Genomic DNA, 24,011 nt, shown 5'->3' with positions numbered 1-24,011 from the left:
AGTACAATGGAGATTACCACTCTTCAGATTGTGCTGGTGTTCATCGTCGCGTGTATAGCGGGTATGGAATCCGTACTAGATGAATTTCAGTTTCACCGTCCGCTGGTCGCCTGTACGTTAATTGGCGCCGTTCTCGGGGATATGAAAACCGGTATCATCATCGGTGGTACCCTGGAAATGATCGCCCTGGGCTGGATGAACATCGGTGCGGCCGTTGCGCCGGATGCGGCTCTCGCCTCCATCATCTCTACCGTGCTGGTCATTGCCGGCCATCAAAATATCGGCGCCGGTATCGCGCTGGCTATCCCACTGGCTGCAGCAGGCCAGGTACTGACCATCATCGTGCGTACTATCACCGTTGCATTCCAGCATGCGGCAGATAAGGCGGCGGAGAATGGCAACCTGACGGCTCTGTCGTGGATCCACGTCTCGTCCCTGTTCCTGCAAGCCATGCGTATCGCTATCCCGGCGGTGATCGTGGCAATCTCCGTCGGTACCAGCGAAGTCCAGGGCATGCTGAACGCCATTCCTGAAGTGGTCACCAGCGGTCTGAACATTGCAGGCGGCATGATCGTGGTCGTCGGTTATGCGATGGTCATCAACATGATGCGCGCAGGCTATCTGATGCCGTTCTTCTATCTCGGCTTCGTTACCGCGGCATTCACCAACTTCAACCTGGTGGCACTGGGTGTGATTGGTGCGGTAATGGCTATCCTCTACATCCAGCTCAGCCCGAAATATAACCGCGTAGCCGGTAGTGCACAGGTTGCTGGTAATAACGATCTCGATAACGAACTGGACTAGCAGGTGAGCGAAATGGTTGATATGACTAAAACTACCCCTCAGAAAAAACTGACTTCGGGTGATATTCGTGGCGTGTTCATCCGTTCAAACCTGTTCCAGGGTTCATGGAACTTCGAACGTATGCAGGCGCTGGGCTTCTGCTTCTCGATGGTGCCGGCGATCAAACGCCTGTACCCGGAAAACAACGAAGCGCGTCGTCAGGCGATTAAACGTCACCTGGAATTCTTCAACACCCATCCATACGTTGCGGCGCCGGTTCTGGGCGTAACGCTGGCGATGGAAGAGCAGCGTGCTAACGGCGCAGAGATTGACGATGGTGCCATCAACGGTATCAAAGTGGGTCTGATGGGGCCGCTGGCGGGCGTAGGTGACCCGATCTTCTGGGGTACCGTGCGTCCGGTCTTCGCCGCGCTCGGTGCGGGTATCGCCATGAGCGGTAGCCTGCTGGGCCCTCTGCTCTTCTTTATCCTGTTTAACGTGGTACGTCTGGCAACCCGTTACTACGGCGTGGCCTACGGCTACCGTAAGGGCGTGGATATCGTCCAGGATATGGGCGGCGGCTTCCTGCAGAAACTGACTGAGGGGGCGTCAATCCTCGGCCTGTTTGTCATGGGGGCGCTGGTTAACAAGTGGACGCACGTTAACATCCCGCTGGTGGTGTCAACCATCACCGGTCAGGATGGTCAGACCCGTGTGACCACCGTGCAAACCATTCTTGACCAGCTGATGCCGGGCCTGGTGCCGCTGCTGCTGACCTTCGCCTGTATGTGGCTGCTGCGTAAAAAGGTCAATGCGCTATGGATCATCGTCGGCTTCTTCGTTATCGGTATCGTCGGTTACGCTATCGGTCTGCTGGGTCTGTAATTTTTTAGTGAATACACCGGGGGCATGAACGCCCCCGTTTTTTTATCCGGAGGATGAATGACGGTCACGGACATCGTACTGGTTGTCTTTATTGTTGCCCTTCTGGCGTATGCCCTCTACGACGAATTGATCATGCCCCGCCGCAACGGCGCGACGTTGCTCTCAATCCCCCTTCTGCGCCGCGGTCGCGTTGATGCCATCATCTTTACCGGTCTGCTGCTGATCCTTATCTATAACAACGTGATGAGCCAGGGGGCATTGCTGACCACATGGTTATTATCTGCCCTGGCATTAATGGGGTTTTACCTGTTCTGGATCCGGGCGCCGAAAATAATCTTCAAATCTACTGGATTCTTTTTCGCCAATGTCTGGATAGAATATAACCGCATTAAAGAGATGAATTTATCAGAAGACGGCGTGCTGGTGATGCAATTAGAGCAGCGACGTTTGCTTATCCGGGTAAGAAATATTGACGATCTGGAGAAGATATACAAATTACTGATTAAAACTCAATAAGATACAAAAATAGCACTGGCTATATTTCGCTATGCTTTTCACAGTGTTATATAGCCAAAGCTATATTATTTCGCGACATTTACGGGCTATTATTAACGTTACTTTCACATCAACCTCTAAATGAAAATCGTTATCAAAAACTAATCTGAATAATACTTCCCTGTAGTTGTTTTATATTCTCAAAATATGTTAAGGTTGCGCCCGTCGTTGGGGAGTAGCCGATTTCCGGTTTACCGGAAATGTACGTGTCAACATACTCGTTGCAAAACGTGGCACGTACGGATTTTTCTGCACAACAGAAGGATCAGGCGAGACCATAGACGCATCGACTGCTGTTTACTGGGGGCAGTGATGTGTCATATGGATATCCCCGGTCTGGACGCGCTGATGAACCTCTCTGCAACACTTCTTCTGGCCTTTGGCATGTCGATGGATGCATTCGCCGCTTCCATGGGCAAAGGCGCCACACTGCATAAACCTAAGTTCTCTGAAGCCCTGCGTACCGGTCTTATCTTTGGTGCTATCGAAACTCTGACCCCGCTGATTGGCTGGGGGTTGGGGATGCTCGCCAGCCAGTTCGTGCTGGAGTGGAACCACTGGATCGCCTTTATTCTTTTGACCTTCCTAGGAGGACGTATGGTTATCGAAGGTATTCGGAATGATGTCGAGGACGATGAGCCGATTCAGCGTCACGGCTTCTGGCTGCTGGTGACAACGGCTATTGCTACCAGTCTGGATGCGATGGCCGTCGGCGTCGGCCTGGCTTTCCTGCAGGTCAACATCATTGCCACCGCGCTGGCGATCGGCTGCGCGACCTTTATTATGTCTACCCTGGGCATGATGATTGGCCGTTTTATCGGCCCGCTGTTAGGAAAACGCGCCGAGATCCTCGGCGGTATCGTCTTGATCGGCATTGGCGCACAGATTATGTGGAGCCACTTCGCCGGTTAACTGACTCGCTGCCAGCAGTGGATACTAAAATCTGTCTGGCAGCTGAAATGCGCCTGTTTTGCCAGCGCCTCCCACACCTCCGGCTTTGCCCGCCACGCAAACGGCGTCATCTGCAGCAGCGCTACCGCCTCTTTTCCAGTCAGTGACATGTTATAGGCCAGCGACAGCGCCTCTTTCAGGACAAAGCCCTCCAGCTGCTCTGAATGCGGTGCATGCAGCAGAACTTCACTGTAAATCAGCCCTTTCAGCTCCATCAGGTGACGCGGTCCTGGCGTCACGGTGATCACCCAGCCGCCCTCTTTTACCACGCGCGCCAGCTCCTCGCCTTTGCAGGGGGCGTAGATGCGAACGACCGCATCCATACTGTTCTCTTCAAAAGGCAGACGATGGCTGGAGGCCACACAGAACGTCACCTCTGAATAGCGTTTAGCCGCTGCGCGGATGGCAGATTTTGAGACATCCAGACCAAAGGTGGCCGCGCCCTTTTCCTGCGCAGTTTGGGCAAAGGCAGCCGTGTAATAGCCTTCGCCACAGCCAATATCGAGAAGTGAGGTCGCGCCATCCGGCAGCAAGGCCGCCAGCTTACCGGCTACCGCGTCACGCAGGGGCTGATAGTGCCCGGCATCGAGGAAGGCCCTGCGCGCCTGCATCATCTCTGCACTGTCGCCCGGATCGCGCGACCGCTTGTGCTGGACCGGCAGCAGATTGACATAGCCCTCTTTCGCCATATCGAACCGATGCCCCTGTGGGCAGGCGTAACTTTTATCCGCATGGGCAAGCGGCGCGTGGCAAAGAGGACAGCAGAATGTCATGGGAACTCCGGGCAATCATAAAGGGCGAAAGTGTACCGCTAATCGCCCCGCTATAAAACGCCTTGCTTAACGCATGACGATAAGATGGCTGGAATCGGCCGGGAGTCCATCCGGCTTGATGTTTTCGATGCGCAGCACGTCGCCCATAATCTGGCTGAAGACCGGTGCCGAAACCGCCCCGCCGTAATAGGCACCGTTTTGCGGATCGTTAATCACCACCGCCAGGGCAAATACAGGGCGGCTGGCCGGTGCGACGCCGGCAGTATAGGCCACATATTTGTCGACATAATTACCGCCATCGTCGATTTTCTTCGCGGTGCCGGTTTTCACCGCCACCCGGTAGTCGCGCACCGCGGCTTTGATGCCGCCCCCACCCGGCAGGGCTACGCTTTCCATCATATGTTCCACCTCCTTCACAATCGACGCGGGCATCACCTGGGTACCCATAACCGGCGGGTCGATGCGGGTGATAGAGAGTGGACGCTCCAGGCCATAGCTGCCGATAGTGGCGTAGACGTGGGCGAGCTGTAACGGCGTGACCATCAGGCCATAGCCAAAGGCAAAGGTGGCGCGATCGAGCTGGCTCCAGAATTTACGCTCCGGCAGCAGGCCGCTGCTCTCCCCCGTTAATCCAAGACCGGTGGAACGACCAAAACCAAACCCGTGGTAGGTATCCAGCAGCCGCTGGATCGGCATCGCCAGCGACAGGCGCGACACACCCGTGTCGCTCGATTTTTGCAGTATGCCGGTCAGCGTCAGCTCCGGGTAGTAACCGACGTCGCGAATGCGGTGTCCGGCCAGGGTGTAGGGATGGGTGTCGATCACGCTGTCAGGCTGTACCAGCCCCTGCTGCAGGGCGGTCATCAGCACCAGCGGTTTGACGGTAGAGCCGGGTTCAAAGGTGTCGCTGATGGCGCGATTACGAAAATCGTTCAGCGTGGCACCCTCGCGGTTGTTGGGATTGAAATCCGGGTAGTTGGCCATCGCCAGGATCTCGCCAGTCTGGATGTTGATCAGCACCGCTGCTCCCGACTCCGCTTTATTCCAGGCGACAGCATTGTCCAGCGCATCTTCCGTGATGGTCTGCAGCCGCTCATCAATGCTCAACTGGATGTTATGCGCCGGAACGGGCGGCACTTCGGTAATATTTTCGATCACGCGTCCGAAGCGATCCTCACGCACGCGGCGCAGGCCGGGTTTGCCGGTGAGCTGCGCGTTAAAACTTTTCTCGATCCCTTCTATGCCCTGGCCGTCGATATTGGTAAAGCCGATCAGGTTAGCCGCTACGTGTCCGGCCGGGTAAAAACGGCGCGACTCATCACGCAGGCTGATACCAGGCAGCCGGAGTTTGGCGATCCACTGGGCCTGAGCGGGATCCACCTGGCGGGCCAGATAGATAAAACGGCCATGTGGATTGCTGTTGATGCGCGCCGCAAGCGTGGGGAGCGACAGATGCAGCGCACTGGCTAATGCCTGCCAGCGCGCGTCAAAACCCACTCCCCCTTTTGCCAGCACCGTTTTCGGATCCGCCCACACCGCCCGCACCGGCACACTCACGGCCAGCGGTCTCCCCTCCCTGTCCATGATCATCCCTCTGGGGGCATTGATGGCGACCTCACGCAGGGAGCGCATATCCTCCTGCTTAACCAGCGGATCGGGTTTAACGATCTGCAACCAGGCGACACGACCAAGAAGAAAGAGAAGGCTGCCTAAAATCACCAGACAGAGGAGAGCAAAACGTAACGGGGTGAAGTTTGCTGCGGGGTTGACGGGTTTCTTTTTCACCAGGGCTCCAAGGCTGAGTAACAACGCCCTGATTTAACGGCAAATTTGAGCCGCGAGGGTGAAAACAATGCTAATACTCTCGCAGCTTTGAAACAAACTGCTAACAGCGACGCATGTGGTAATACTTTGAAAAATATCCATTAAAAAGCCCCGCACAGGCGAGGCTTTATATCTCTGCAACTGAAACGTTATGACGCTTCAGATCAGGCAGGGGTTCGATCAGATAGCGGTTACGTTAACAGCAGCCGGACCTTTCTGGCCGTCCTGAATTTCGAACTCAACGTTCTGGCCTTCAGCCAGAGTTTTGAAGCCGTTACCCTGGATTGCAGAGAAATGTACGAATACATCTTTGCTGCCGTCAGCAGGAGTAATGAAACCAAAACCTTTAGACTCGTTGAACCACTTAACTTGACCTTTGATCTTTGCCATTTGCAAAATTCCTTAGAATGTTTTCTTAGCCCGCGGGCATTAACTGAGATAAAACTGAGACATTACTGCATGAGGCACTAATATAAGGTTCGGCAGAGAAGCGGTATTCAACGACAACGTGTTTACTCAGGACTTCTTTACTGAAAATGCCACACATAAACAGAACTGTACCTCGTTTGACCCAAACCGTGTTATCACATACAACTTAAATAATGGCAAGCCATTTTTAAACGTGTCTCGATCAGCCGCACAAATTCCGAGACTGACTTGCCACAATCTGCACAGTAATGCACGTTCAGTGTATACCAGACCAAAATGTTGCCTGCCCAGTCGCTGTCAGGATAAGCGCTGTTATCAAAGACTTTTTTACATTAGCTCAATAACTTCATATCGTCCAGCAAGCGCGCCAGAATTTCTGTGGTCGCTATTTCATTTAGAACTTTTCGTGAAAAGTTATGCTGAATTGATCGTAACGACAAGGGATTGTTGCAGGAAAAAAACATTGTATATCGCTTCGCTTGTTTAAGTTATATACACCTAAACCGGTAATTCGCTATGCACCAAAATAATGATATTTTTATGAACCTGCCTCAAAAAAAGGCAATCAAAACGTTTCGATTAAAATAAAATATGACGCCTGTCGGTTTAATAAAGAATATTCGCTAATTGAACCAGTAACAGTTTACAAGGATAAATATTGACCAATGCGCAGAGGATGAAAGTTATCGCTGCGCGGCGATAACTCTGCCAGTGCCTGCGCGAGCTCTCTGACGGGCTCATCCAGTGATTCATCTGCCAGTTCAAAGACACCCCAGTGGATCGGGATCGCCAGCGGCATGCCCAGTTGTTGCCAGAGGTTCACCGCCGCCTGCGGATCCATATGATGAATCGACATGAACCAACGTGGTGCATAGGCTCCGACAGGTATGGCGGCGGCATCCAGTTTTCCCAATCGCTCCGGAATGGTTAACAGCTCAGGGGTAAAACCGGTATCGCCGCTAAACCAGAAGCGCTGCCTCTCGCTCTCAAAGACCCAGCCACACCATAACGAGCGATCGCGATCCCAGAGGCTACGCATGCTCCAGTGTTGCGCCGGTACAGCGGTAAACACCAGCCCTTCGAAAACATAGCTTTGCCACCAGTCCAGTTCGATAACCTGTTTCGCCCCACGGCGGCGACACCACTCCCCTAGTCCTAAAGGCACAAAAAAGGTCAACTGCGGAAAGCGTCGCAGAAGCTGGCGCACCGTGGCGGAGTCCAGGTGATCAAAATGGTTATGGGAAATGACAACGGCATCAAGTGGCGGAAGCGCCGCGACACTCATCACCGGGGGCGTTTTTCTTATCGGCCCGGCAAACGATACCGGCGAGGCGCGCCGGGAAAAGACCGGATCGGTGAGAATGTACTTTCCGTTCAGACGTAGCAGCAGGCTGGCGTGGCCAAGCCACCAGACGCCATCTTCTTCAAGGGTGTTGAGCGTAACGGGTTGCCACCACTGGCGGATAAAGGCGTCATAGCCTTCTGAAGGCGGTTTGGGCAACCCGGCGGCTTTACGCGCCTTGCGCCAGCGTTCTACATCGCCGGGTTGACGGACAGGGGCATCCAGATTGCGGAAACCCTGCGGGGTATGATGCGCAAGGGAGGGGTTATACCAGGGATTACGCCAGGCCATACTCACCTCCCCTGACCGATTAGCGTTCAGCTACCAGACGAATAAAGTCATCTTCCTGGCTCTTAGCCGTCTCTTCTGGCGCTTTTGGTACCTCTTTCTCTTCCGGTTCATTAGCTTCGCACAGCCGACGCAGCAGGACATTCTGTCGTTTCTGCAGGTCGACTAACTTCTCCAGCAGTTCGATCTGCTCGTTGGTACGGGAGCTCGCGCGATTGACAAAAAACCACAGCACCAGGCCCGCAACCAGCAGTACGACCGAAATCGCCAGAGATGCCACGCTGAACATCCCGGAATTGACTAACTCACCCATTTCACTCCCCCATAAAAGCGCCTATTTTACCACTCGCGTTAAGGAAGGAAATCACTTGCGATAAAAATGACAACTACCAGGGGATAAACTTATTAATAGAACAAATACCGCTAAAGAACTGTACATCCTGGTCGCACATCACATTGATGGTCTGCGTCCAAAGCAAAACACAGGCCACTAACACTAAGACCAGAATAACCCAGCGTATTTTCTTCACTCCACTCTCCGTACCGTAACTGCCTGATGCCAGGTTATCATGCGCAACTTAAACCATGCCTAACTGTAACGCGAAGGCGATGCTTTCGGAATCATAGACTTGTTAAAGTAAGTGTATCGATTACGCTAAGCGGCAGTTATTCAAAAAATGAGGTAATGATGCGCTTTTTTATTCGCACATTGATTGTTATAGCACTGGTCTGGACAGGTATACTTCTCGCGGGTTACGGCGTCTTGATCGGCAGTAAAGAGAATGCAGGCGGGCTCGGGATCCAGTGCAAGTATCTCACCGCCCGCGGCGTCAGCACGGCGCAGTATATTCATTCAGACAGCGGTATTATCGGACTCTCCCGCTGCCCGCTCCTGCGAAAGAGCGAGACAGTGATCGATAACGGCTGATCCAATGCATAAAAAAACGCCGCCATCTGGCCGCGTTTTTTTATGGCGTTTTCAATCAGAACGGATAGTCGTTGTAACCCATCTGTTCAGAAATCTTACGCGCCGCTGTGTGCAGCATTTCAACGTACTCGTGCAGATGCTCTTCAGAGAAACGCAGCGTCGGGAAGGAGATACTCAGGCCGGCAATAACGACACCGAAACGGTCGAATACCGGAACGCCGATGCAGCGCAGACCCTCTTCCTGCTCCTGGTTATCTTCGCCATAACCCTGCTCACGAACTTTATCCAGCACCTGCAACAGCTCTTCAGTGGTGGTAATGGTACGCTCAGTGCTGCGTTTGTACTCCACGTTCTCAAGAATCTGCTTCACTTCATCGCGGTCGCGCCATGCCAGCAGAACTTTACCGATAGCGGTACTGTAGAGCGGGTTACGGCGGCCAATGCGTGAGTACATACGCAGGTTATACATGGAGTCAATTTTATGGATATAGACGATACTGTCTTCATCCAGCGCCCCCAGGTGCACCGTCTCTTTCGTCAGACGGGAGAGTTCGCGCATCTGAATATCCGCGCTACGGATCAGATCGACGTTCTGCAGCGCACGCGCGCCCAGTTCAAATAACTTCAGGGTCAGGGAGTATTTTTCAGACTCGCCTTCCTGTGCAACATAACCCAGTGATTTCATGGTCTGTAAAAAGCGATAAACGGTGCTTTTTGACATCATCACACGCTGGGACAGCTCAGTAATACCGATTTCGCGCTCTTCACCTAGCGCCTGCAGGATGCCGAACACCTTTAACACGGATGAAACAGAATCTGGCTGTTTATCCAAATCCGCGATTGCCATTAATCACCTCAACGCAAGTGTTTTATAAAATTCAGAACCGGTTTTTATTATAAATTCGCTCATGCATTGCTGCAATCAATCCTGCTTTACCTGGTTACAAATCTGCGACATACAGCCGAAATAACAGTGATAATATCGTTACCCTGTTAATAATAACCTCCACTGCTAATTAATTTTCATGACTACACCCCTTAAAGATGGCCTGCCGCTGCCGCAACGCTATGGCGCTATCGCCACCATTATCATCGGTATTTCAATGGCTGTACTGGATGGCGCTATCGCCAACGTCGCCCTGCCAACCATTGCCAGCGACCTGAATGCCTCCCCGGCCAGCTCAATCTGGATCGTTAACGCCTACCAGATAGCCATTGTTATCTCGCTGCTCTCGTTCTCGTTTCTCGGAGATATGTTTGGCTACCGCCGGGTTTATCAGTGCGGACTGGCGGTATTTACGCTAACATCCCTCTTCTGCGCCCTTTCAGATACGCTGCATATGCTGACGCTGGCGCGTATCATGCAGGGGTTCGGCGGGGCGGCGCTGATGAGTGTGAATACCGCCTTGATTCGCCTTATCTATCCTCAGCGACATCTGGGCCGGGGCATGGGGATCAACTCCTTTATTGTTGCCGTGTCGTCTGCGGCGGGCCCGACGATTGCCGCAGCGATCCTCTCGGTCGCGTCCTGGCAGTGGCTATTTTTAATCAACGTACCACTTGGGATCGTGGCGTTACTGTTCGCCCTGCGCTATTTACCCGCCAACGGACCGAAAAGCAGTATGCCAAAATTCGATCTCCCGAGCGCGGTCATGAACGCCCTCACCTTTGGCCTGCTGATCACCGCCCTGAGCGGCTTCGCCCAGGGACAGTCGCTGACGCTGATTGCGGGCGAGGTCGTGGCGCTGCTGGTGGTAGGCTTCTTCTTCGTGCGGCGTCAGCTGGCACTGCCAGTGCCGTTACTGCCGGTAGATCTGCTGCGTATTCCGCTCTTCTCCCTCTCCATCTGCACCTCCATCTGCTCCTTCTGCGCGCAGATGCTGGCGATGGTCTCTCTGCCCTTCTTCCTGCAGAGCGTGATTGGCCGCTCGGAAGTGGAAACAGGACTACTGCTAACCCCCTGGCCGCTGGCAACGATGGTAATGGCGCCGCTGGCAGGCTATCTGATTGAACGGGTGCATGCGGGATTACTGGGCGCACTGGGTCTGGTGGTGATGGCGACAGGTCTTTTCGCTCTCGCCCTGCTGCCTGCGGCACCTCACGATCTGGATATTATCTGGCGCATGGTACTGTGCGGGGCGGGCTTTGGTCTGTTCCAGTCGCCGAATAACCACACCATTATTACCTCAGCCCCCCGCCATCGCAGCGGCGGCGCCAGTGGGATGCTGGGCACCGCCCGCCTGCTGGGACAGAGTACCGGCGCGGCGCTGGTGGCGTTGATGTTCAACCTGGCCGGACAAAGCGGCACGCATCTGGCGCTGCTGACCGCCGGCACGCTGGCTATCGTCGCGGCCATCATCAGCGGATTGCGGGTGAGCCAGCCTCGTTCGCAGGCATAAAAAAAGCGCGTCTTCAGACGCGCTTTTTTATTAGCAAACCCAGCCGTTATTTCAGGTATTCACCGTTACGCAGCGCTGCAATACGCTTATCCAGCGGCGGGTGAGACATGAACAGCTCGCTCAGCGATTTTGATTTACCGTTAATGCAGAATGCCATCATGCTTGAGGCTTCCTGCGGTTCATAGCTGGTTTTCAGACGCTGCAGCGCAGCAATCATCTTCTCGCGCCCCACCAGTTTGGCTGAACCCGCATCCGCGTGGAATTCACGGTGACGGGAGAACCACATGGTGATAATGCTCGCCAGAATACCAAATACCAGTTCCAGCACCATAGAGACCGCGAAGTAGATCAGCGGGTTACCGTTACTCGATTCGCCTTCCTCACGATCGCCACCCATAAAGCCTGCGGCAATCTGGGCAATAATACGCGAGATAAAGATTACGAAGGTGTTCACTACACCCTGAATCAGGGTCATGGTCACCATATCGCCGTTAGCAATGTGGCTGATCTCGTGGGCGATAACCGCTTCGGCTTCATCACGGCTCATGTTCTGCAACAGGCCGGTACTCACTGCAACCAGAGAGGCGTCGCGACGCGCGCCGGTGGCAAAGGCGTTGATATCCGGCGCGTGATAGATCGCCACCTGCGGCATGGCGATACCCGCCTGACGGGACTGGTTGGCAACGGTGGTCATCAACCACTGTTCCATATCGTTACGCGGTTGCTCAATAACCTCACCGCCAACGGACTTCAGTGCCATCCACTTGGACATCAGCAGTGAGATAAAGGAGCCACCAAAACCAAACAGCAGCGCCATAATTAACAAACCCTGAACGCTGCTCGACTGAATTCCTGTCAGGCTGAGCACCAGCCCGAAGACCACCATGACCGCCAGGTTGGTGAGCAGGAAGAGCGCGATTCGCATCATAATATTCTTTTAACCTCAGTTTAACAAAACGCACTATGCGATTACCCACATCGTATGGGTATTCCGTATATTTTCAAGGATTGCAGCGGCGTAAGTCACCAGAAAGACACAACTTTACACAATAAAAGGAATGCCTGACGGCAGGATGCGGTTAACAAAAAAACAGGCACAATTTCTTGTGCCTGTCAGGGGAGATTATTTAGCCGGAGCGGGATTCCCGGCTGGCTTCTCTTTTTCCAGTTTAGCCAGATCGATAGCGATTTTCACTGTCTCATCAAGATAGGGATCCGGCTCCTGATAATCCTTCGGCAGGTCGTCCAGCTTTTTGAGGAGTGGCTTGCCTTCACGTTTGAAGCGGTCGTTGATCCGCGCCAGACGTGTTGCATCATCCTCTTCGTTCTCTTTCAGACGCTGCGCGTAATTCAGAGAGACGATATTGCGTTTCGCCTTCAGGGCGTTGAAGCGGGCAATATCTTTGATGATGTACTGGAACTCAGGATCTTTGGCAATGCGATCGTCGTGCTGCTTCAGCAGCGCCGGACCAAACGGAGTCATGTCGCCCGATTTCACGAAGGTGGCAGCGTTCACGCTATCCCACGGCAACGCGTTATCTTCAAACTTCTCACCTGTTTCAGTCTCTTCGGTTCCCGTCGGCATGATGATATCCGGGGTCACGCCTTTACGCTGGGTACTGCCGCCATTCACGCGGTAGAACTTCTGAATGGTGTACTGCACCGAGCCCAGCGCTGGCCATTCCGGACGCAGCATCTGATCGTAAATGCGGTTCAGAGAGCGGTACTGCTGTACGGTGCCCTTACCGAAGGTTGGTTCGCCAACAATCAGCGCGCGGCCATAATCCTGCATGGCGGCAGCAAAGATCTCCGATGCCGAAGCACTGAAGCGATCGACCAGCACTACCAGCGGCCCTTTGTAGTAGACGACGCCATCGGTATCGGCGTCTTCACGCACTTTACCGTTATTGTCGCGAACCTGTACCACCGGACCAGACGGGATAAACAGACCCGAAAGCGAAACTGCCTCGGTCAGGGCACCGCCGCCGTTGGTACGCAGATCGATAATAACGCTCTTAACGTTCTGTTTTTCCAGCTTCTGCAGTTGCACTTTGACGTCGTCCGTCAGGCCCACATAGAAACCAGGAATATCCAGCACGCCAACCTTATCTTTACCTACGGTTTTCACCGACATTTTCACCGCGCGATCTTCCAGACGGATGCGCTCGCGGGTCAGGGTAACGATACGGGTCTTGGTGCCTTTGCCCGCTGGCAGAATTTCCAGACGGACTTTACTGCCTTTCGGCCCTTTGATCAGGGCTACCACATCATCCAGACGCCAGCCGATGACATCGACCATGCTCTGACCAACCTGACCGACACCCACAATGCGATCGCCTACGCTTATCGCCTTGCTTTTAGCAGCCGGACCGCCGGCAACCATGGAGTTAATGACGGTGTAATCGTCGTCCATCTGCAGCACCGCGCCGATCCCTTCAAGGGAGAGGCTCATCTCGGTGTTAAACTGCTCGGTGTTGCGCGGAGAGAGATAGTTGGTATGCGGATCGATTTCGTGCGCGAAGGCGGTCATCGCCAGCGAGAAAACATCTTCACTGTTGGTCTGCGCCAGGCGACGAATGGCAAATTTGTAGCGGCGGGTCAGCGTTTCGCGGATCTCTTTCTCATCCTTACCGGTGAGTTTGAGGCTCAGCTCGTCGTACTTAACTTTGCTGTCCCACAGCTGATTCAGCTCGGCTTCATCTTTTGGCCACGGCGATTTACTGCGGTCAAGATTAAAGGTGTCGTTACCCGTGAAGTCCATTGGACGTTCAAGCACCTTAAGCGCGTACTGATAGCGCTCAAAACGGCGTTTCTGCGACAGGTTATACAGGTCGTAGAACAGGTCCAGCTTGCCGCTGCGTAACTCATCCCCGACCTGAGTCTGCTTTTTGGCAAATTGTTCGACATCGCTCGCCAGCAGGACGTTATGGCTGTAGTCCAGCAGGTTCAGATAGCGGTCGAAAATTTTTGTCGAAAAAGCCTCGTCGAGATCGAACTGACGATAGTGCGAACGGGTGAAGCGCGATGTGACGCGCTCACTGACCGTCGCGTGCTGAGTCTCTTCCTTCAGAACCGGAATCTGATCGACACGCGTAATCTCGTCCACAGCGAAAGCGTGGCCTGTTATCGCAAACAGGCCAGCCAGCGCGGTGAGCTTAAAAAATGTGTTCATGCCGGGCTTGGCCTCCGTTTTAGAACAACAAGTGTTCTGCGCGTACAATCATTGACAGACCAGAAGTCAGCTGTACACGAACGCCATCTTTGGTGATTTCCTGTACGGTGGCATCCATAGCATTGTTACCCGCTTTGACCTTCAGAGACTGACCGACGCTCAGGGCGTTAATGTCAGAAACCGGAGTGTGGCGCGGCTCTTCACGAGGCGCACGCGGGGCTTTTGCCGCTGGTTGCTCAGCACGAGGCTTACGCTCGGTATTTTCTTTGCGACGTGGTGCAGGACGTGGCTTGCGCTCACGGCGAGGCGCTTCTTCCTGGCCATTGGCCGCGGCAGCTTCGCGTTTTTTCGCCTGCTGTTCAGCACGCTGAGCCTGAACGCGCGCTTTGGCTTCTTCAAGCTGCTTACGCGCATGCTCTACGTGCTGCTCATCCAGCACGCCGCACGGGTTGCCGTCGAGGTCAACACGCGTTGCGCCGGCTTTGATACCGTAAAGGTAACGCCAGCTCGAAGTATAAAGACGTAAGGCGGAGCGGAGTTGGGTTTTGCTGAGGTTCATCTCACCTTCAACACGCTCTACCAGATCCTGAAAAATACCAATTTTCAGGGGACGAGCTTCGCCCTCGGCACTAAAACATTGAGGAAAACGTTCGGCCAGAAACGCGATAACTTCTTTACTGCTATTCAACTTAGGTTGATTTTCCATGAAATTTCCTGATTACAACGGACGTTGCCGACAAGCCGCAGGCATGAACAGGCGTCATTATAATGACGCCATCCGTAAATGCTACGTTATCCGTTGATTATCCTGCGACGCTCGCAAAGAATTTATGATAATCGGTCGCGGCGAGAACCTGTTCCAGATTCCCTACCAGCTCGCGCAGCCCCTGTTCATCCTCGGGGGTAAAGCGATTAAAGACCGTGCTGTCGATGTCCAGAACACCAATAATCTGATTTTCCACTGTCAGTGGCAGCACGATTTCAGCGTTGCTGGCGCTGTCGCAGGCGATATGCCCGTCGAACGCATGAACGTCATCCACGCGCTGCACCTGGTTTTGCGCCACCGCCGTACCGCAAACACCGCGCCCAACCGGGATACGGACGCAGGCCAGTTTGCCCTGGAACGGCCCCAGCACCAGCGTGTCGCCTTCCAGCAGATAAAAACCGGCCCAGTTCACATCGGACAGACGCTCAAAAAGTAACGCGCTGGTGTTCGCCAGGGTGGCCAGGAAACTGGTTTCACCTGCCATCAATGCCTGGAAATCGCGGTTTAAATCCGCGTAGAATTCTGTTTTGTTCATTATTCAATCACTTGGTTGTCTTACAAAATTACAGCATAGCCTATTAAAATACGCATTATTTGCGTTCATGCTCAAGATGAATCAATTCATGAGTTAAGATAACTATTAACTATCCCTTTTTAGCGCGACCGATGGCTCTTAAATCACCGAAAATAACGCCGACGAAAAAGATCACTGTGCATGCGGTTGGCGATGCGCTGCCTCGTGCACATTATCAGCGTTGTCCGCAATGCGATACGCTTTTTACGTTGCCAAAGATGAAATCATACCAAAGTGCTTTCTGCCCGCGCTGCAACGCAAAAATCCGCGATGGCCGCGACTGGTCACTGACCCGGCTGGCGGCGATGGCCGTGACCATGATGCTGCTGATGCCCTTCGCCTGGAGCGAGCCCCTGCTTCAGTTGCACCTGCTGGGCGTACGCATCGACGCGAACCTGTTGCAGGGGATCTGGCAGATGACCCGCCAGGGCGATCCCCTGACGGCCTCCATGGTGCTCTTCTGTACCGTCGGCGCGCCGGTGGTGCTGGTGGCGGCAATAGCCTATCTGTGGTTCGGTAATATTCTGGGGATGAACCTGCGCCCGGTGCTCCTGATGCTGGAGAAGCTCAAGGAGTGGGTAATGCTGGATATTTACCTGGTGGGGATTGTCGTGGCCTCAATCAAAGTGCAGGACTACGCTTATCTGCAGCCGGGCGGCGGCCTGTTCGCCTTTATCGCGCTGGTGATATTGAGCGTCCTGACCCTGATTCACCTCAACGTGGAGCAGCTTTGGGAGCGTTTTTATCCCCAGCGCCCCGCCACCCGCTACGATCCGGCACTGCGGGTCTGCCTGGGTTGTCACTATACCGGCCTGCCCGACGCGCGGGGCCGCTGTCCGCGCTGCCATATTCCCCTGCGCCTGCGGCGGCATAACAGCCTGCAGAAATGCTGGGCGGCGCTGATCGCCTCGATGATATTTCTGCTGCCGGCTAACCTGCTGCCGATTTCGGTGATTTATGTCAACGGCGCGCGGCAGGAGGATACCATCATGTCGGGTATCGTCTCGCTGGCCCACAGCAACATCGCCGTGGCTGCGATCGTCTTTATCGCCAGTATTCTGGTGCCCTTTACCAAAGTGGTGGTGATGTTTACTCTGCTCGTGAGCATTCATTTCAAATGTGAGCAGGGGCTGAGAGCCCGCATACTGTTGTTGCGTTTCGTGACCTGGATTGGCCGCTGGTCAATGCTGGATCTGTTTGTTATTTCGTTGATGATGTCGCTGATCAATCGCGATCAGCTCCTTGCTTTTACTATGGGACCCGCAGCGTTCTATTTCGGCTCTGCGGTGATTTTGACTATTCTTGCAGTGGAATGGCTGGATAGCCGCTTACTTTGGGATGCACATGAGTCAGGAAACGCCAGCTTCGCCGACTGAAGCGCGAGTTAAAACAAAACGTCGTATTTCGCCATTCTGGTTATTGCCGGTTATCGCACTGATGATCGCGGGTTGGTTAATCTGGACCAGCTACGAGGATCGCGGCAATACCATCACCATTGACTTCCAGAGCGCCGACGGCATCGTTGCAGGCCGAACGCCCGTCCGTTTTCAGGGGGTTGAGGTGGGCACCGTCCAGGATGTTTCCCTGGACAAGAACCTGAATAAAATCGAGGTTCGCGCCAGCATCAAATCCGATATGAAAGATGCCCTGCGCGATGAGACCCAGTTCTGGCTGGTTACGCCCAAAGCCTCGCTGGCGGGCGTCTCCGGGCTGGATGCGCTGGTCGGGGGTAACTATATCGGCATGATGCCGGGCAAAGGTGAGCCAAAAGATCACTTTACCGCCCTCGACACGCAGCCGAAATACCGGCTTAACAATGGCGATCTGATGATCCATCTGCATGCGGCGGACCTGGGCTCCTTAAACAGCGGCTCGGTGGTCTATTTCCGTAAGATCCCCGTTGGCCGCGTCTATGACTACGCCATCACCCCCAACAAGCAGGGGGTGGTTATCGATGTGCTGATTGAGCGGCGCTTCACCTCGCTGGTGAAAAAAGGCAGCCGGTTCTGGAATGTCTCCGGCGTGGATGCCGACCTGAGCCTGAGCGGGGCCAAAGTGAAACTCGAGAGCCTGGCGGCGCTGGTGAACGGCGCAATCGCCTTCGATTCCCCGGAAGGCTCTGAGCCCGCTACCCAGGAAGATGATTTCGGCCTGTATAAAGATCTGGCCCACAGCCAGCGCGGCGTGATTGTGAAGCTCACCCTCCCCTCCGCGGATGGCCTGAAGGAGGAGTCCACCCCGCTGATGTACCAGGGGTTACAGGTCGGGCAGCTCACCAAAATGACGCTCAACCCTGGCGGCCTGGTGACCGGTGAGATGACCGTTGACCCCAGCGTGGTCGATCTGCTGCGCAAAAACACCCGCATAGAATTGCGTACGCCGAAACTCTCCCTCAGCAACCCCAGCGTCAGCAGCTTGCTGACCGGCAGTACGTTTGAGCTCATTCCCGGCGGCGGCGAACCGGTTAACCAGTTTGTCATCGCCCCGGCCGATAAGGCGCTGCTGCAAAAACCCGGCGTGCTGACCGTGACTCTCAACGCGCCGGAAAGCTACGGCATCGACGCCGGCCAGCCGCTGATTCTGCACGGGGTGCAGATTGGCCAGGTGCTTGAGCGCAACTTAACCAGCAAAGGCGTCACCTTTGCGGTGGCGATTGATCCGCAGTACCGCGAGCTGGTGCATGGCGACAGCAAATTCGTGGTTAACAGCCGGGTAGACGTGAAAGTCGGGCTCGATGGCGTCGAGTTCCTGGCGGCCAGCGCCAGCGAGTGGATCAGCGGCGGGATCCGTATCCTGCCGGGTGAGAAAGGCGCCATGCGCGACAGCTATCCGCTGTATGCCAACCTCGATAAAGCCCTGGAAAACAGCCTGAGCGATCTGCCGACCACCACCCTGACGCTGGTGGCCGACACTCTGCCGGACGTACAAGCGGGCTCGGTGGTGCTGTATCGTAAATTCGAAGTGGGTGAAGTGATCCTGGTGCGCCCGCGCGCGAATGCCTTTGATATCGAACTGCATATCAAACCGGAATACCGCAAGCTGTTGACCAGCAACAGTGTGTTCTGGGCTGAAGGCGGGGCCAAAGTGCAGCTTAACGGCAGCGGCCTGACGGTGCAGGCCTCTCCGCTCTCCCGTGCCCTGCGTGGGGCCATCAGCTTCGACAACCTGAGCGGGGCCAGCGCCAGCCAGCGTAAAGGCGACAAGCGGATCCTCTACCCGTCTGAGACCGCAGCGCGTGCAGTCGGCAGTCAGATTACCCTGCATGCCTTTGACGCGGGCAAGCTCTCCGAAGGGATGCCGATACGCTATCTGGGGATCGATATCGGGCAGGTCCAGAGCCTGAAGCTGATCACCGCCCGCAATGAAGTGCAGGCCACGGCGGTGCTCTACCCGGAATATGTCGACAACTTCGCCCGCACCGGGACGCGCTTCTCGGTGATCACTCCGCAGATTTCCGCGGCGGGCGTTGAGCATCTTGATACCATTCTCCAGCCTTATATCAACGTGGAGCCTGGACAGGGCAAATCGCGTCGCGACTTTGAACTGCAGGAGGCGACCATTACCGATTCACGCTATCTCGATGGCCTGAGCATTGTGGTAGAGGTGCCGGATGCAGCATCCCTTGATATCGGTACGCCGGTGCTGTTCCGCGGTATGGAAGTGGGTACGGTCACCGGCCTGTCGCTGGGGACGCTCTCGGATCGGGTGATGGTAGCCCTGCGCATCAGCGATCGCTACCAGCACCTGGTACGTAACAACTCAGTCTTCTGGCTGGCCTCCGGCTACTCGCTCGACTTCGGCCTGACCGGCGGGGTGGTGAAAACCGGGACCTTTAATCAGTTTATCCGCGGCGGTATCGCCTTTGCGACGCCGCCGGGTACCCCGCTGGCGCCGAAATCTCAGCCTGGCAAGCACTTCCTGTTGCAGGAGAGCGAACCGAAAGAGTGGCGCACCTGGGGAACGGCCCTGCCACGATAACCCCTACGCTCCGGTGTCAACCCACCGGAGCGTTTGTGGTACACTGCGCGCCTCTTTGACTCCCTGTGGTGCGCTCGTGTCTCAACGTTCCGTCTATCTGCCAGAAGAATTTCTGGCACAAATGCGCCAGGCTCTGCCTGACCCTCTCTCTCTTGATGCGTTTATCGCTGCCTGCCAGCGCCCGCTGCGCCGCAGCCTGCGCGTCAACACCCTGAAAATCAGCGTGGCCGATTTCCTTACGCTTGTCGCCCCCTACGGCTGGCAGCTCACCCCGGTGCCGTGGTGCGAAGAGGGATTCTGGATCGAGCGTGACGACGAAGAGGCGTTGCCGCTGGGCAGTACCGCAGAACATCTGAGCGGGCTCTTTTATATTCAGGAAGCCAGCTCCATGCTGCCGGTTGCTGCGCTGTTTGCCGATGGCAATATGCCCGCCCGGGTGATGGACGTGGCGGCCGCCCCCGGCTCCAAAACCACCCAGATCGCCGCGCGGATGAACAACCAGGGCGCAATCCTCGCCAATGAGTTTTCTGCCAGCCGCGTTAAGGTGCTGCACGCGAACATCAGCCGCTGCGGGATCAGCAACGTGGCGCTCACCCATTTCGATGGCCGCGTGTTTGGCGCCGCCCTGCCGGAAGCCTTTGATGCGATCCTGCTGGACGCCCCCTGCTCCGGCGAAGGGGTGGTGCGAAAAGATCCCGATGCGCTGAAGAACTGGTCCGTTGCCAGCAACCTGGAGATCGCCGCCACCCAGCGCGAGCTTATCGACAGCGCCTTCCACGCCCTGCGTCCGGGCGGCACGCTGGTCTACTCCACCTGCACCCTGAACCGCGACGAAAACGAAGCCGTTTGTCTGTGGTTGAAAGAGCAGTACCCGGATGCTGTTGAATTCCTGCCGCTTAACGACCTGTTCGCCAGTGCCAGGGACTGCGTTACGCCTGAAGGCTTCCTGCACGTCTTCCCGCACATATACGACTGCGAAGGCTTTTTCGTGGCGCGCCTGCGTAAAAAGGCCGCCGTTGCACCGCTGCCCGCACCCAAATATAAGGTCGGAAACTTCCCGTTCACGCCCCTTAAAACCCGCGAAGCCCAACAGATTACTGCCGCCGCTAACCAGGCGGGCCTGTTCTGGGACGACAACCTGCGTCTGTGGCAGCGTGATAAAGAGGTGTGGTTATTCCCGACAGAGATTGAGCCGCTGATCGGCAAAGTGCGCTTCTCCCGTCTTGGCCTGCGCCTGGCGGAGACGCACAACAAAGGCTATCGCTGGCAGCATGAAGCGGTGATCGCGCTGGCAGGCCAGCACAACACCTTTGCCTTAATCCAGGCGGAAGCGGAAGAGTGGTATCGCGGACGCGATGTCTGGCCGCAGGAGACCCCGTCCGGGGATGATGCTGTAGTAACCTGGCAGGGCTTCCCGATAGGCATGGCGAAAAAAGTGGGCACACGACTGAAAAACAGCTATCCGCGCGAGCTGGTTCGCGATGGCCGCTTGTTTACCGGTAACGGTGAAGCGCGCTAAAAAAAGCACTTTTTTACTGGCGCTTTTGCTCTTCATTGACCAGGCTGAAAAGTGGGCGACTATACTGGTCGTACCAGAACACAGCGTGATCATGGAGAGCATTATGACGAAAACCAATGTGCGCATTGGCGCATTCGAAATCGATGATGCCGAGTTAAGCGGCGATACGCAGGGCGAACGAACGTTAACCATCCCCTGCAAGTCCGATCCCGACCTTTGCATGCAGCTCGATGCATGGGATGCAGACACCAGCGTCCCGGCAATCCTCGATGGCGAACACTCAGTCCTTTACCGTGAGCATTACGATCAAAGTTCCGATGCCTGGATCATGCGCCTTGCCTGATTCAAAGAGAACCCGCCCGCAGGCGGGTTATTTATTCTCATAATCTCCTCTTCCCTGAATCATCCCCTACAATATCAATATGGTAGTAAATGCTGAGGGGCATGATGTACGCACTGGTATTATTTATCTGTTATCTGGACGCAGGCTGTGAAGATCTGGTGGTGGATGTGTATCGCACCGAACCGCAGTGTGAGGCCTCGATGGACGATCAGCGTATTCGTCACGGCGGCTGTTATCCGGTTGAAGACTTTATCGACGGATTCTGGCGTCCGGCGCAGGAGTATTCCGACCTGTAATCACTGTAGCTGCGCCAGGGTTAACGCGCCGCCAAATACCGCCCCGGTGTCGATATAGTGCAGGTTCTGACAGTCATAACGCGCTTTGAGCGGCGTATGCCCGAACCAGAAGTGATCCGCCCCGGCGATCCCCGCCTCGTTGCCGTTCATCAGTTCCCGCAGGCGCTCCCTGTCCCAGAGGATATTGTGCTTGTTGACCGGCTTGTCCCGCACATAGTGGGACGACGGGTAATTGGCATGAGCAATAACATTCACCCCGTTGGTGCAGGCAATTTCGATAATCCACGGCAGGGTCTCACTGCGCCTGAGCAATGCCAGCGCCTGCGCCTGCTGTTCACCCTTTAATTGTGCTAACCAATTGCCGCCATTCATCATCCACAGACCAAAATCATTATTCTGTAGCGCGTCCAACGCCATCTGCTCATGGTTGCCCCGCACGGCATAAAACCACGCTTCATTTAATAACTGCAGGCATTTCACGCTATCCGGTCCGCGATCGATTAAATCGCCGACGCAAATAAGTAAATCCTCATACGGGTTAAAATGCCGCTGCCGCAGATCTGCCATAAGCATTTGATAACAACCGTGAAGATCGCTTACCACCCAGACGTGTCGCCAGTTGTGACCATCAAGATTGAGATACATAGCGCCTCCTCATGATCAGTATAGCCCCTGGGATGCTGACAATAAGATGAGCGGTAAACAGGGGTTCGGAATAACCTCAATCGACATTAAACAAAGCGGAAATAAAGGTTTAGCAACGCTTAAATGATTATCCGATGGCCTTTAAGATAATTGCAGAAATATAAAGAGGTCTTCATCGTGTCAAATACCATCCTGCCTGCTGAGGTGTCTTTAACGCACCGTTCTTCTGTTATCTTCGCACTGGCAAAAGGCGATTTTATGCCCGGCCCGCTGTGGCACAAACGCGACTACCGGCTGAAATTTTTCCTGCGCTCCCTGCTGTTCTGGTCCTCTACCACCCGCATGCTGGAGACACTCTCCCGTCGCGATGATTTTCCGCTGTTGTTAAAAGCACAAACTACGCTGCCGGTGAAAACCCAGCGTCAGTATCTCACTCGCGGGTTACATGCCGGTGAGCGGGCCAACGCCATTCTGCACCATTACGCCTGGCTTGATGCGCTGCCGGACGCCAGCCTGGCGCGGAGCTTTAGCAGCCCGACTCCGCTTTCCCTGCTGCAGTTCGCCACTAAAGAGGATGCAAGCTATACCATCTACGCCAGCAGCGCGGTGAAGGCCGAACGCGAGGGCGAAACCACGCTCTGGCTGCGGGCCGGGGATAACACCCTGCTGGCGAGTCTGACCTTCAGCGTCGTTGAGGAAAAGGGCCAAAGTGCGCTGGTGATTGGCGGTCTGCAGGGACCGCGTAAGGACGTAGGGCGGGAGACGATCAAAAATGCCACCCGCGCCTGTTATGGCCTGTTTCCAAAACGTATCCTGCTGGAAGCGATCTTCAATCTGGCGAAGCAGTCGGGTATCAGCACCCTTTATGGTGTGAGCGATGAAGGCCACGTTTTTCGCGCCCTGCGCTATCGCCTGAGTAAAGGTCGTCATTTGCATGCCAGCTATGACGAATTCTGGCAATCACTGGGCGCTAAGCCGTGCGGCGCATTTCGCTGGGCCCTGCCAGCAGGTATGGAGCGCAAAGCGATCGACAGCATTGCCAGTAAAAAACGCGCGGAATACCGCCGGCGTTTTCAACTGCTTGATGAGATAGAACGCGGCATCAGCGCGCGCTTTTGCCGCTAATATCTGCTTTCATCGGTAACAGTCAAAAATTTAACAAAACCGCTAAAAAGCACTGGACTTCCGCCGGGCGTAGTGTGGTATGGTTTAACGAAGAACAGAGGATGTTGCCCATCTGTTAAAGTCCGCAACGGGAAAAGGCGTTTACTTTCAACAGATAAAAAGAGACCGAATACGATTCCTGTTTACGGCTTAATCTCTGTTCTTCGTTATATTTCAACCACTTAACCTAGAAAACCCACCAAAATAAGCGTTACAACACTTATCATTGCGTCCTTTCAAGATCAAACCGTTACTCACTTATTCGAGTGAGCGACGAGTAAACTTCGTGTGTCCCTCGCCCTCCCGAAATAACATAACGCGATCACCTACGTGCCTTCCAACGTGGTGAAAACTTTGCGTAGCTCCTTCCAGAAATGACACCCTCTGCTTTACGAGG

24 protein-coding genes and 1 pseudogene are annotated in these 24,011 nt (G+C 54.8%); 12 read left to right on the top strand and 13 right to left on the bottom strand.

The genetic code is table 11. From position 1 onward, the window contains the following. The first annotated feature begins 6 nt into the window (after positions 1-6). The 4 genes from DVA43_RS04010 (at position 7) to mntP (ending at position 3,135) form a co-directional block, all read left to right on the top strand. Entirely contained in the window at positions 7-804 is a 798-nt protein-coding gene (locus DVA43_RS04010) for a PTS mannose/fructose/sorbose transporter subunit IIC (protein ID WP_103180025.1), read from the top strand. Between the two features lie 12 nt (positions 805-816). Further along, on the top strand, positions 817-1,668 hold the full coding sequence (locus DVA43_RS04005; protein WP_168192027.1) for a PTS mannose transporter subunit IID: 852 nt from the start codon (positions 817-819) through the stop codon (positions 1,666-1,668). Positions 1,669-1,725: 57 nt separating this feature from the next. Continuing rightward, positions 1,726-2,184: a DUF986 family protein gene (locus DVA43_RS04000; RefSeq protein ID WP_114314649.1), complete on the top strand. Its 459-nt coding sequence runs from the start codon at positions 1,726-1,728 to the stop codon at positions 2,182-2,184. A 387-nt stretch (positions 2,185-2,571) separates the two neighbouring features. Next, positions 2,572-3,135: a manganese efflux pump MntP gene (gene mntP, locus DVA43_RS03995; RefSeq protein WP_139156373.1), complete on the top strand. Its 564-nt coding sequence runs from the start codon at positions 2,572-2,574 to the stop codon at positions 3,133-3,135. On the opposite strand, the gene rlmA is transcribed toward mntP, so the two are convergent. From rlmA to mgrB, 7 genes and pseudogenes are all read right to left on the bottom strand, one after another. Next, the gene (rlmA, locus tag DVA43_RS03990) at positions 3,132-3,947 is read right to left on the bottom strand and encodes a 23S rRNA (guanine(745)-N(1))-methyltransferase (protein ID WP_114314648.1); all 816 of its coding nucleotides are present in this window, start codon (positions 3,945-3,947) and stop codon (positions 3,132-3,134) included. The genes mntP and rlmA overlap by 4 nt on opposite strands. Positions 3,948-4,013: 66 nt before the next feature. Next, entirely contained in the window at positions 4,014-5,732 is a 1,719-nt protein-coding gene (gene ftsI / locus DVA43_RS03985; protein WP_114314647.1) for a peptidoglycan glycosyltransferase FtsI, read from the bottom strand. A gap of 219 nt (positions 5,733-5,951) precedes the next feature. Continuing rightward, positions 5,952-6,161, bottom strand: a complete 210-nt coding sequence (cspE, locus tag DVA43_RS03980) for a transcription antiterminator/RNA stability regulator CspE (RefSeq protein ID WP_001062678.1) — start codon at positions 6,159-6,161, stop codon at positions 5,952-5,954. A 12-nt stretch (positions 6,162-6,173) separates the two neighbouring features. Further along, a pseudogene (locus tag DVA43_RS03975) lies at positions 6,174-6,318 on the bottom strand (DUF2627 domain-containing protein). 525 nt (positions 6,319-6,843) lie between these two features. Further along, positions 6,844-7,833: an MBL fold metallo-hydrolase gene (locus DVA43_RS03970; RefSeq protein ID WP_103822357.1), complete on the bottom strand. Its 990-nt coding sequence runs from the start codon at positions 7,831-7,833 to the stop codon at positions 6,844-6,846. Between the two features lie 19 nt (positions 7,834-7,852). Further along, on the bottom strand, positions 7,853-8,143 hold the full coding sequence (locus tag DVA43_RS03965; protein WP_114314646.1) for a YebO family protein: 291 nt from the start codon (positions 8,141-8,143) through the stop codon (positions 7,853-7,855). Between the two features lie 73 nt (positions 8,144-8,216). Beyond that, on the bottom strand, positions 8,217-8,360 hold the full coding sequence (mgrB, locus tag DVA43_RS03960) for a PhoP/PhoQ regulator MgrB (RefSeq protein WP_103180034.1): 144 nt from the start codon (positions 8,358-8,360) through the stop codon (positions 8,217-8,219). Between the two features lie 158 nt (positions 8,361-8,518). Here mgrB and DVA43_RS03955 point away from each other — a divergent pair, with 158 nt between their 5' ends. Then, positions 8,519-8,758, top strand: a complete 240-nt coding sequence (locus DVA43_RS03955) for a YobH family protein (RefSeq protein WP_114314645.1) — start codon at positions 8,519-8,521, stop codon at positions 8,756-8,758. A gap of 55 nt (positions 8,759-8,813) precedes the next feature. Here DVA43_RS03955 and kdgR read toward each other — a convergent pair whose 3' ends face one another. Then, positions 8,814-9,605: a DNA-binding transcriptional regulator KdgR gene (gene kdgR, locus DVA43_RS03950; RefSeq protein WP_039030796.1), complete on the bottom strand. Its 792-nt coding sequence runs from the start codon at positions 9,603-9,605 to the stop codon at positions 8,814-8,816. A gap of 178 nt (positions 9,606-9,783) precedes the next feature. Between kdgR and DVA43_RS03945 the strand changes: the two genes are divergently transcribed. Then, complete coding sequence (locus tag DVA43_RS03945; protein WP_114314644.1) at positions 9,784-11,157, top strand: MFS transporter; 1,374 nt, start codon at positions 9,784-9,786, stop codon at positions 11,155-11,157. 46 nt (positions 11,158-11,203) lie between these two features. Here the strand turns inward: DVA43_RS03945 and htpX are convergent, their stop codons facing one another. The 4 genes from htpX to DVA43_RS03925 form a co-directional block, all read right to left on the bottom strand. Continuing rightward, positions 11,204-12,085 (bottom strand): protease HtpX, encoded by an 882-nt coding sequence (htpX, locus tag DVA43_RS03940; protein ID WP_103180037.1) that lies wholly within the window; start codon positions 12,083-12,085, stop codon positions 11,204-11,206. Positions 12,086-12,280: 195 nt separating this feature from the next. Next, positions 12,281-14,329 (bottom strand): carboxy terminal-processing peptidase, encoded by a 2,049-nt coding sequence (gene prc, locus DVA43_RS03935; RefSeq protein WP_114314643.1) that lies wholly within the window; start codon positions 14,327-14,329, stop codon positions 12,281-12,283. 19 nt (positions 14,330-14,348) lie between these two features. Beyond that, positions 14,349-15,035, bottom strand: a complete 687-nt coding sequence (proQ, locus tag DVA43_RS03930; RefSeq protein ID WP_103822362.1) for an RNA chaperone ProQ — start codon at positions 15,033-15,035, stop codon at positions 14,349-14,351. Between the two features lie 97 nt (positions 15,036-15,132). Beyond that, positions 15,133-15,630, bottom strand: a complete 498-nt coding sequence (locus tag DVA43_RS03925; protein WP_114314642.1) for a GAF domain-containing protein — start codon at positions 15,628-15,630, stop codon at positions 15,133-15,135. 131 nt (positions 15,631-15,761) lie between these two features. Here DVA43_RS03925 and yebS point away from each other — a divergent pair, with 131 nt between their 5' ends. The 5 genes from yebS to DVA43_RS03900 all read left to right on the top strand — a co-directional run bounded on the left by yebS (position 15,762) and on the right by DVA43_RS03900 (position 21,805). Further along, positions 15,762-17,045, top strand: a complete 1,284-nt coding sequence (gene yebS, locus DVA43_RS03920) for a membrane integrity lipid transport subunit YebS (protein WP_114314641.1) — start codon at positions 15,762-15,764, stop codon at positions 17,043-17,045. Next, a complete protein-coding gene (locus DVA43_RS03915) occupies positions 17,014-19,647 on the top strand; it encodes a PqiB family protein (protein ID WP_168194640.1) in 2,634 nt (877 codons plus the stop codon). Before yebS ends, DVA43_RS03915 begins: the two co-directional genes overlap by 32 nt. 76 nt (positions 19,648-19,723) lie before the next feature. Further along, on the top strand, positions 19,724-21,166 hold the full coding sequence (rsmF, locus tag DVA43_RS03910) for a 16S rRNA (cytosine(1407)-C(5))-methyltransferase RsmF (RefSeq protein ID WP_114314639.1): 1,443 nt from the start codon (positions 19,724-19,726) through the stop codon (positions 21,164-21,166). Positions 21,167-21,269: 103 nt separating this feature from the next. Continuing rightward, positions 21,270-21,509 carry a YebV family protein gene (locus DVA43_RS03905; protein WP_103181101.1) on the top strand — a complete coding sequence of 80 codons (240 nt, stop codon included), beginning with the start codon at positions 21,270-21,272 and terminating at the stop codon, positions 21,507-21,509. 104 nt (positions 21,510-21,613) lie between these two features. Further along, positions 21,614-21,805, top strand: a complete 192-nt coding sequence (locus DVA43_RS03900; RefSeq protein WP_039030805.1) for a YebW family protein — start codon at positions 21,614-21,616, stop codon at positions 21,803-21,805. Here the strand turns inward: DVA43_RS03900 and pphA are convergent, their stop codons facing one another. Then, positions 21,806-22,450: a protein-serine/threonine phosphatase gene (gene pphA, locus DVA43_RS03895; RefSeq protein ID WP_114314638.1), complete on the bottom strand. Its 645-nt coding sequence runs from the start codon at positions 22,448-22,450 to the stop codon at positions 21,806-21,808. It lies immediately after the preceding gene. A gap of 177 nt (positions 22,451-22,627) precedes the next feature. Here pphA and DVA43_RS03890 point away from each other — a divergent pair, with 177 nt between their 5' ends. Beyond that, positions 22,628-23,575, top strand: a complete 948-nt coding sequence (locus DVA43_RS03890; RefSeq protein WP_246842264.1) for a VirK/YbjX family protein — start codon at positions 22,628-22,630, stop codon at positions 23,573-23,575. The last annotated feature ends 436 nt before the right edge of the window (positions 23,576-24,011 follow it).

The sequence above is a fragment of the Leclercia sp. W6 genome, from assembly GCF_003336345.1.
In the GTDB taxonomy this organism is placed as follows: Bacteria; Pseudomonadota; Gammaproteobacteria; order Enterobacterales; family Enterobacteriaceae; genus Enterobacter.
This window is presented reverse-complemented; position numbering and strand designations above follow the sequence as displayed.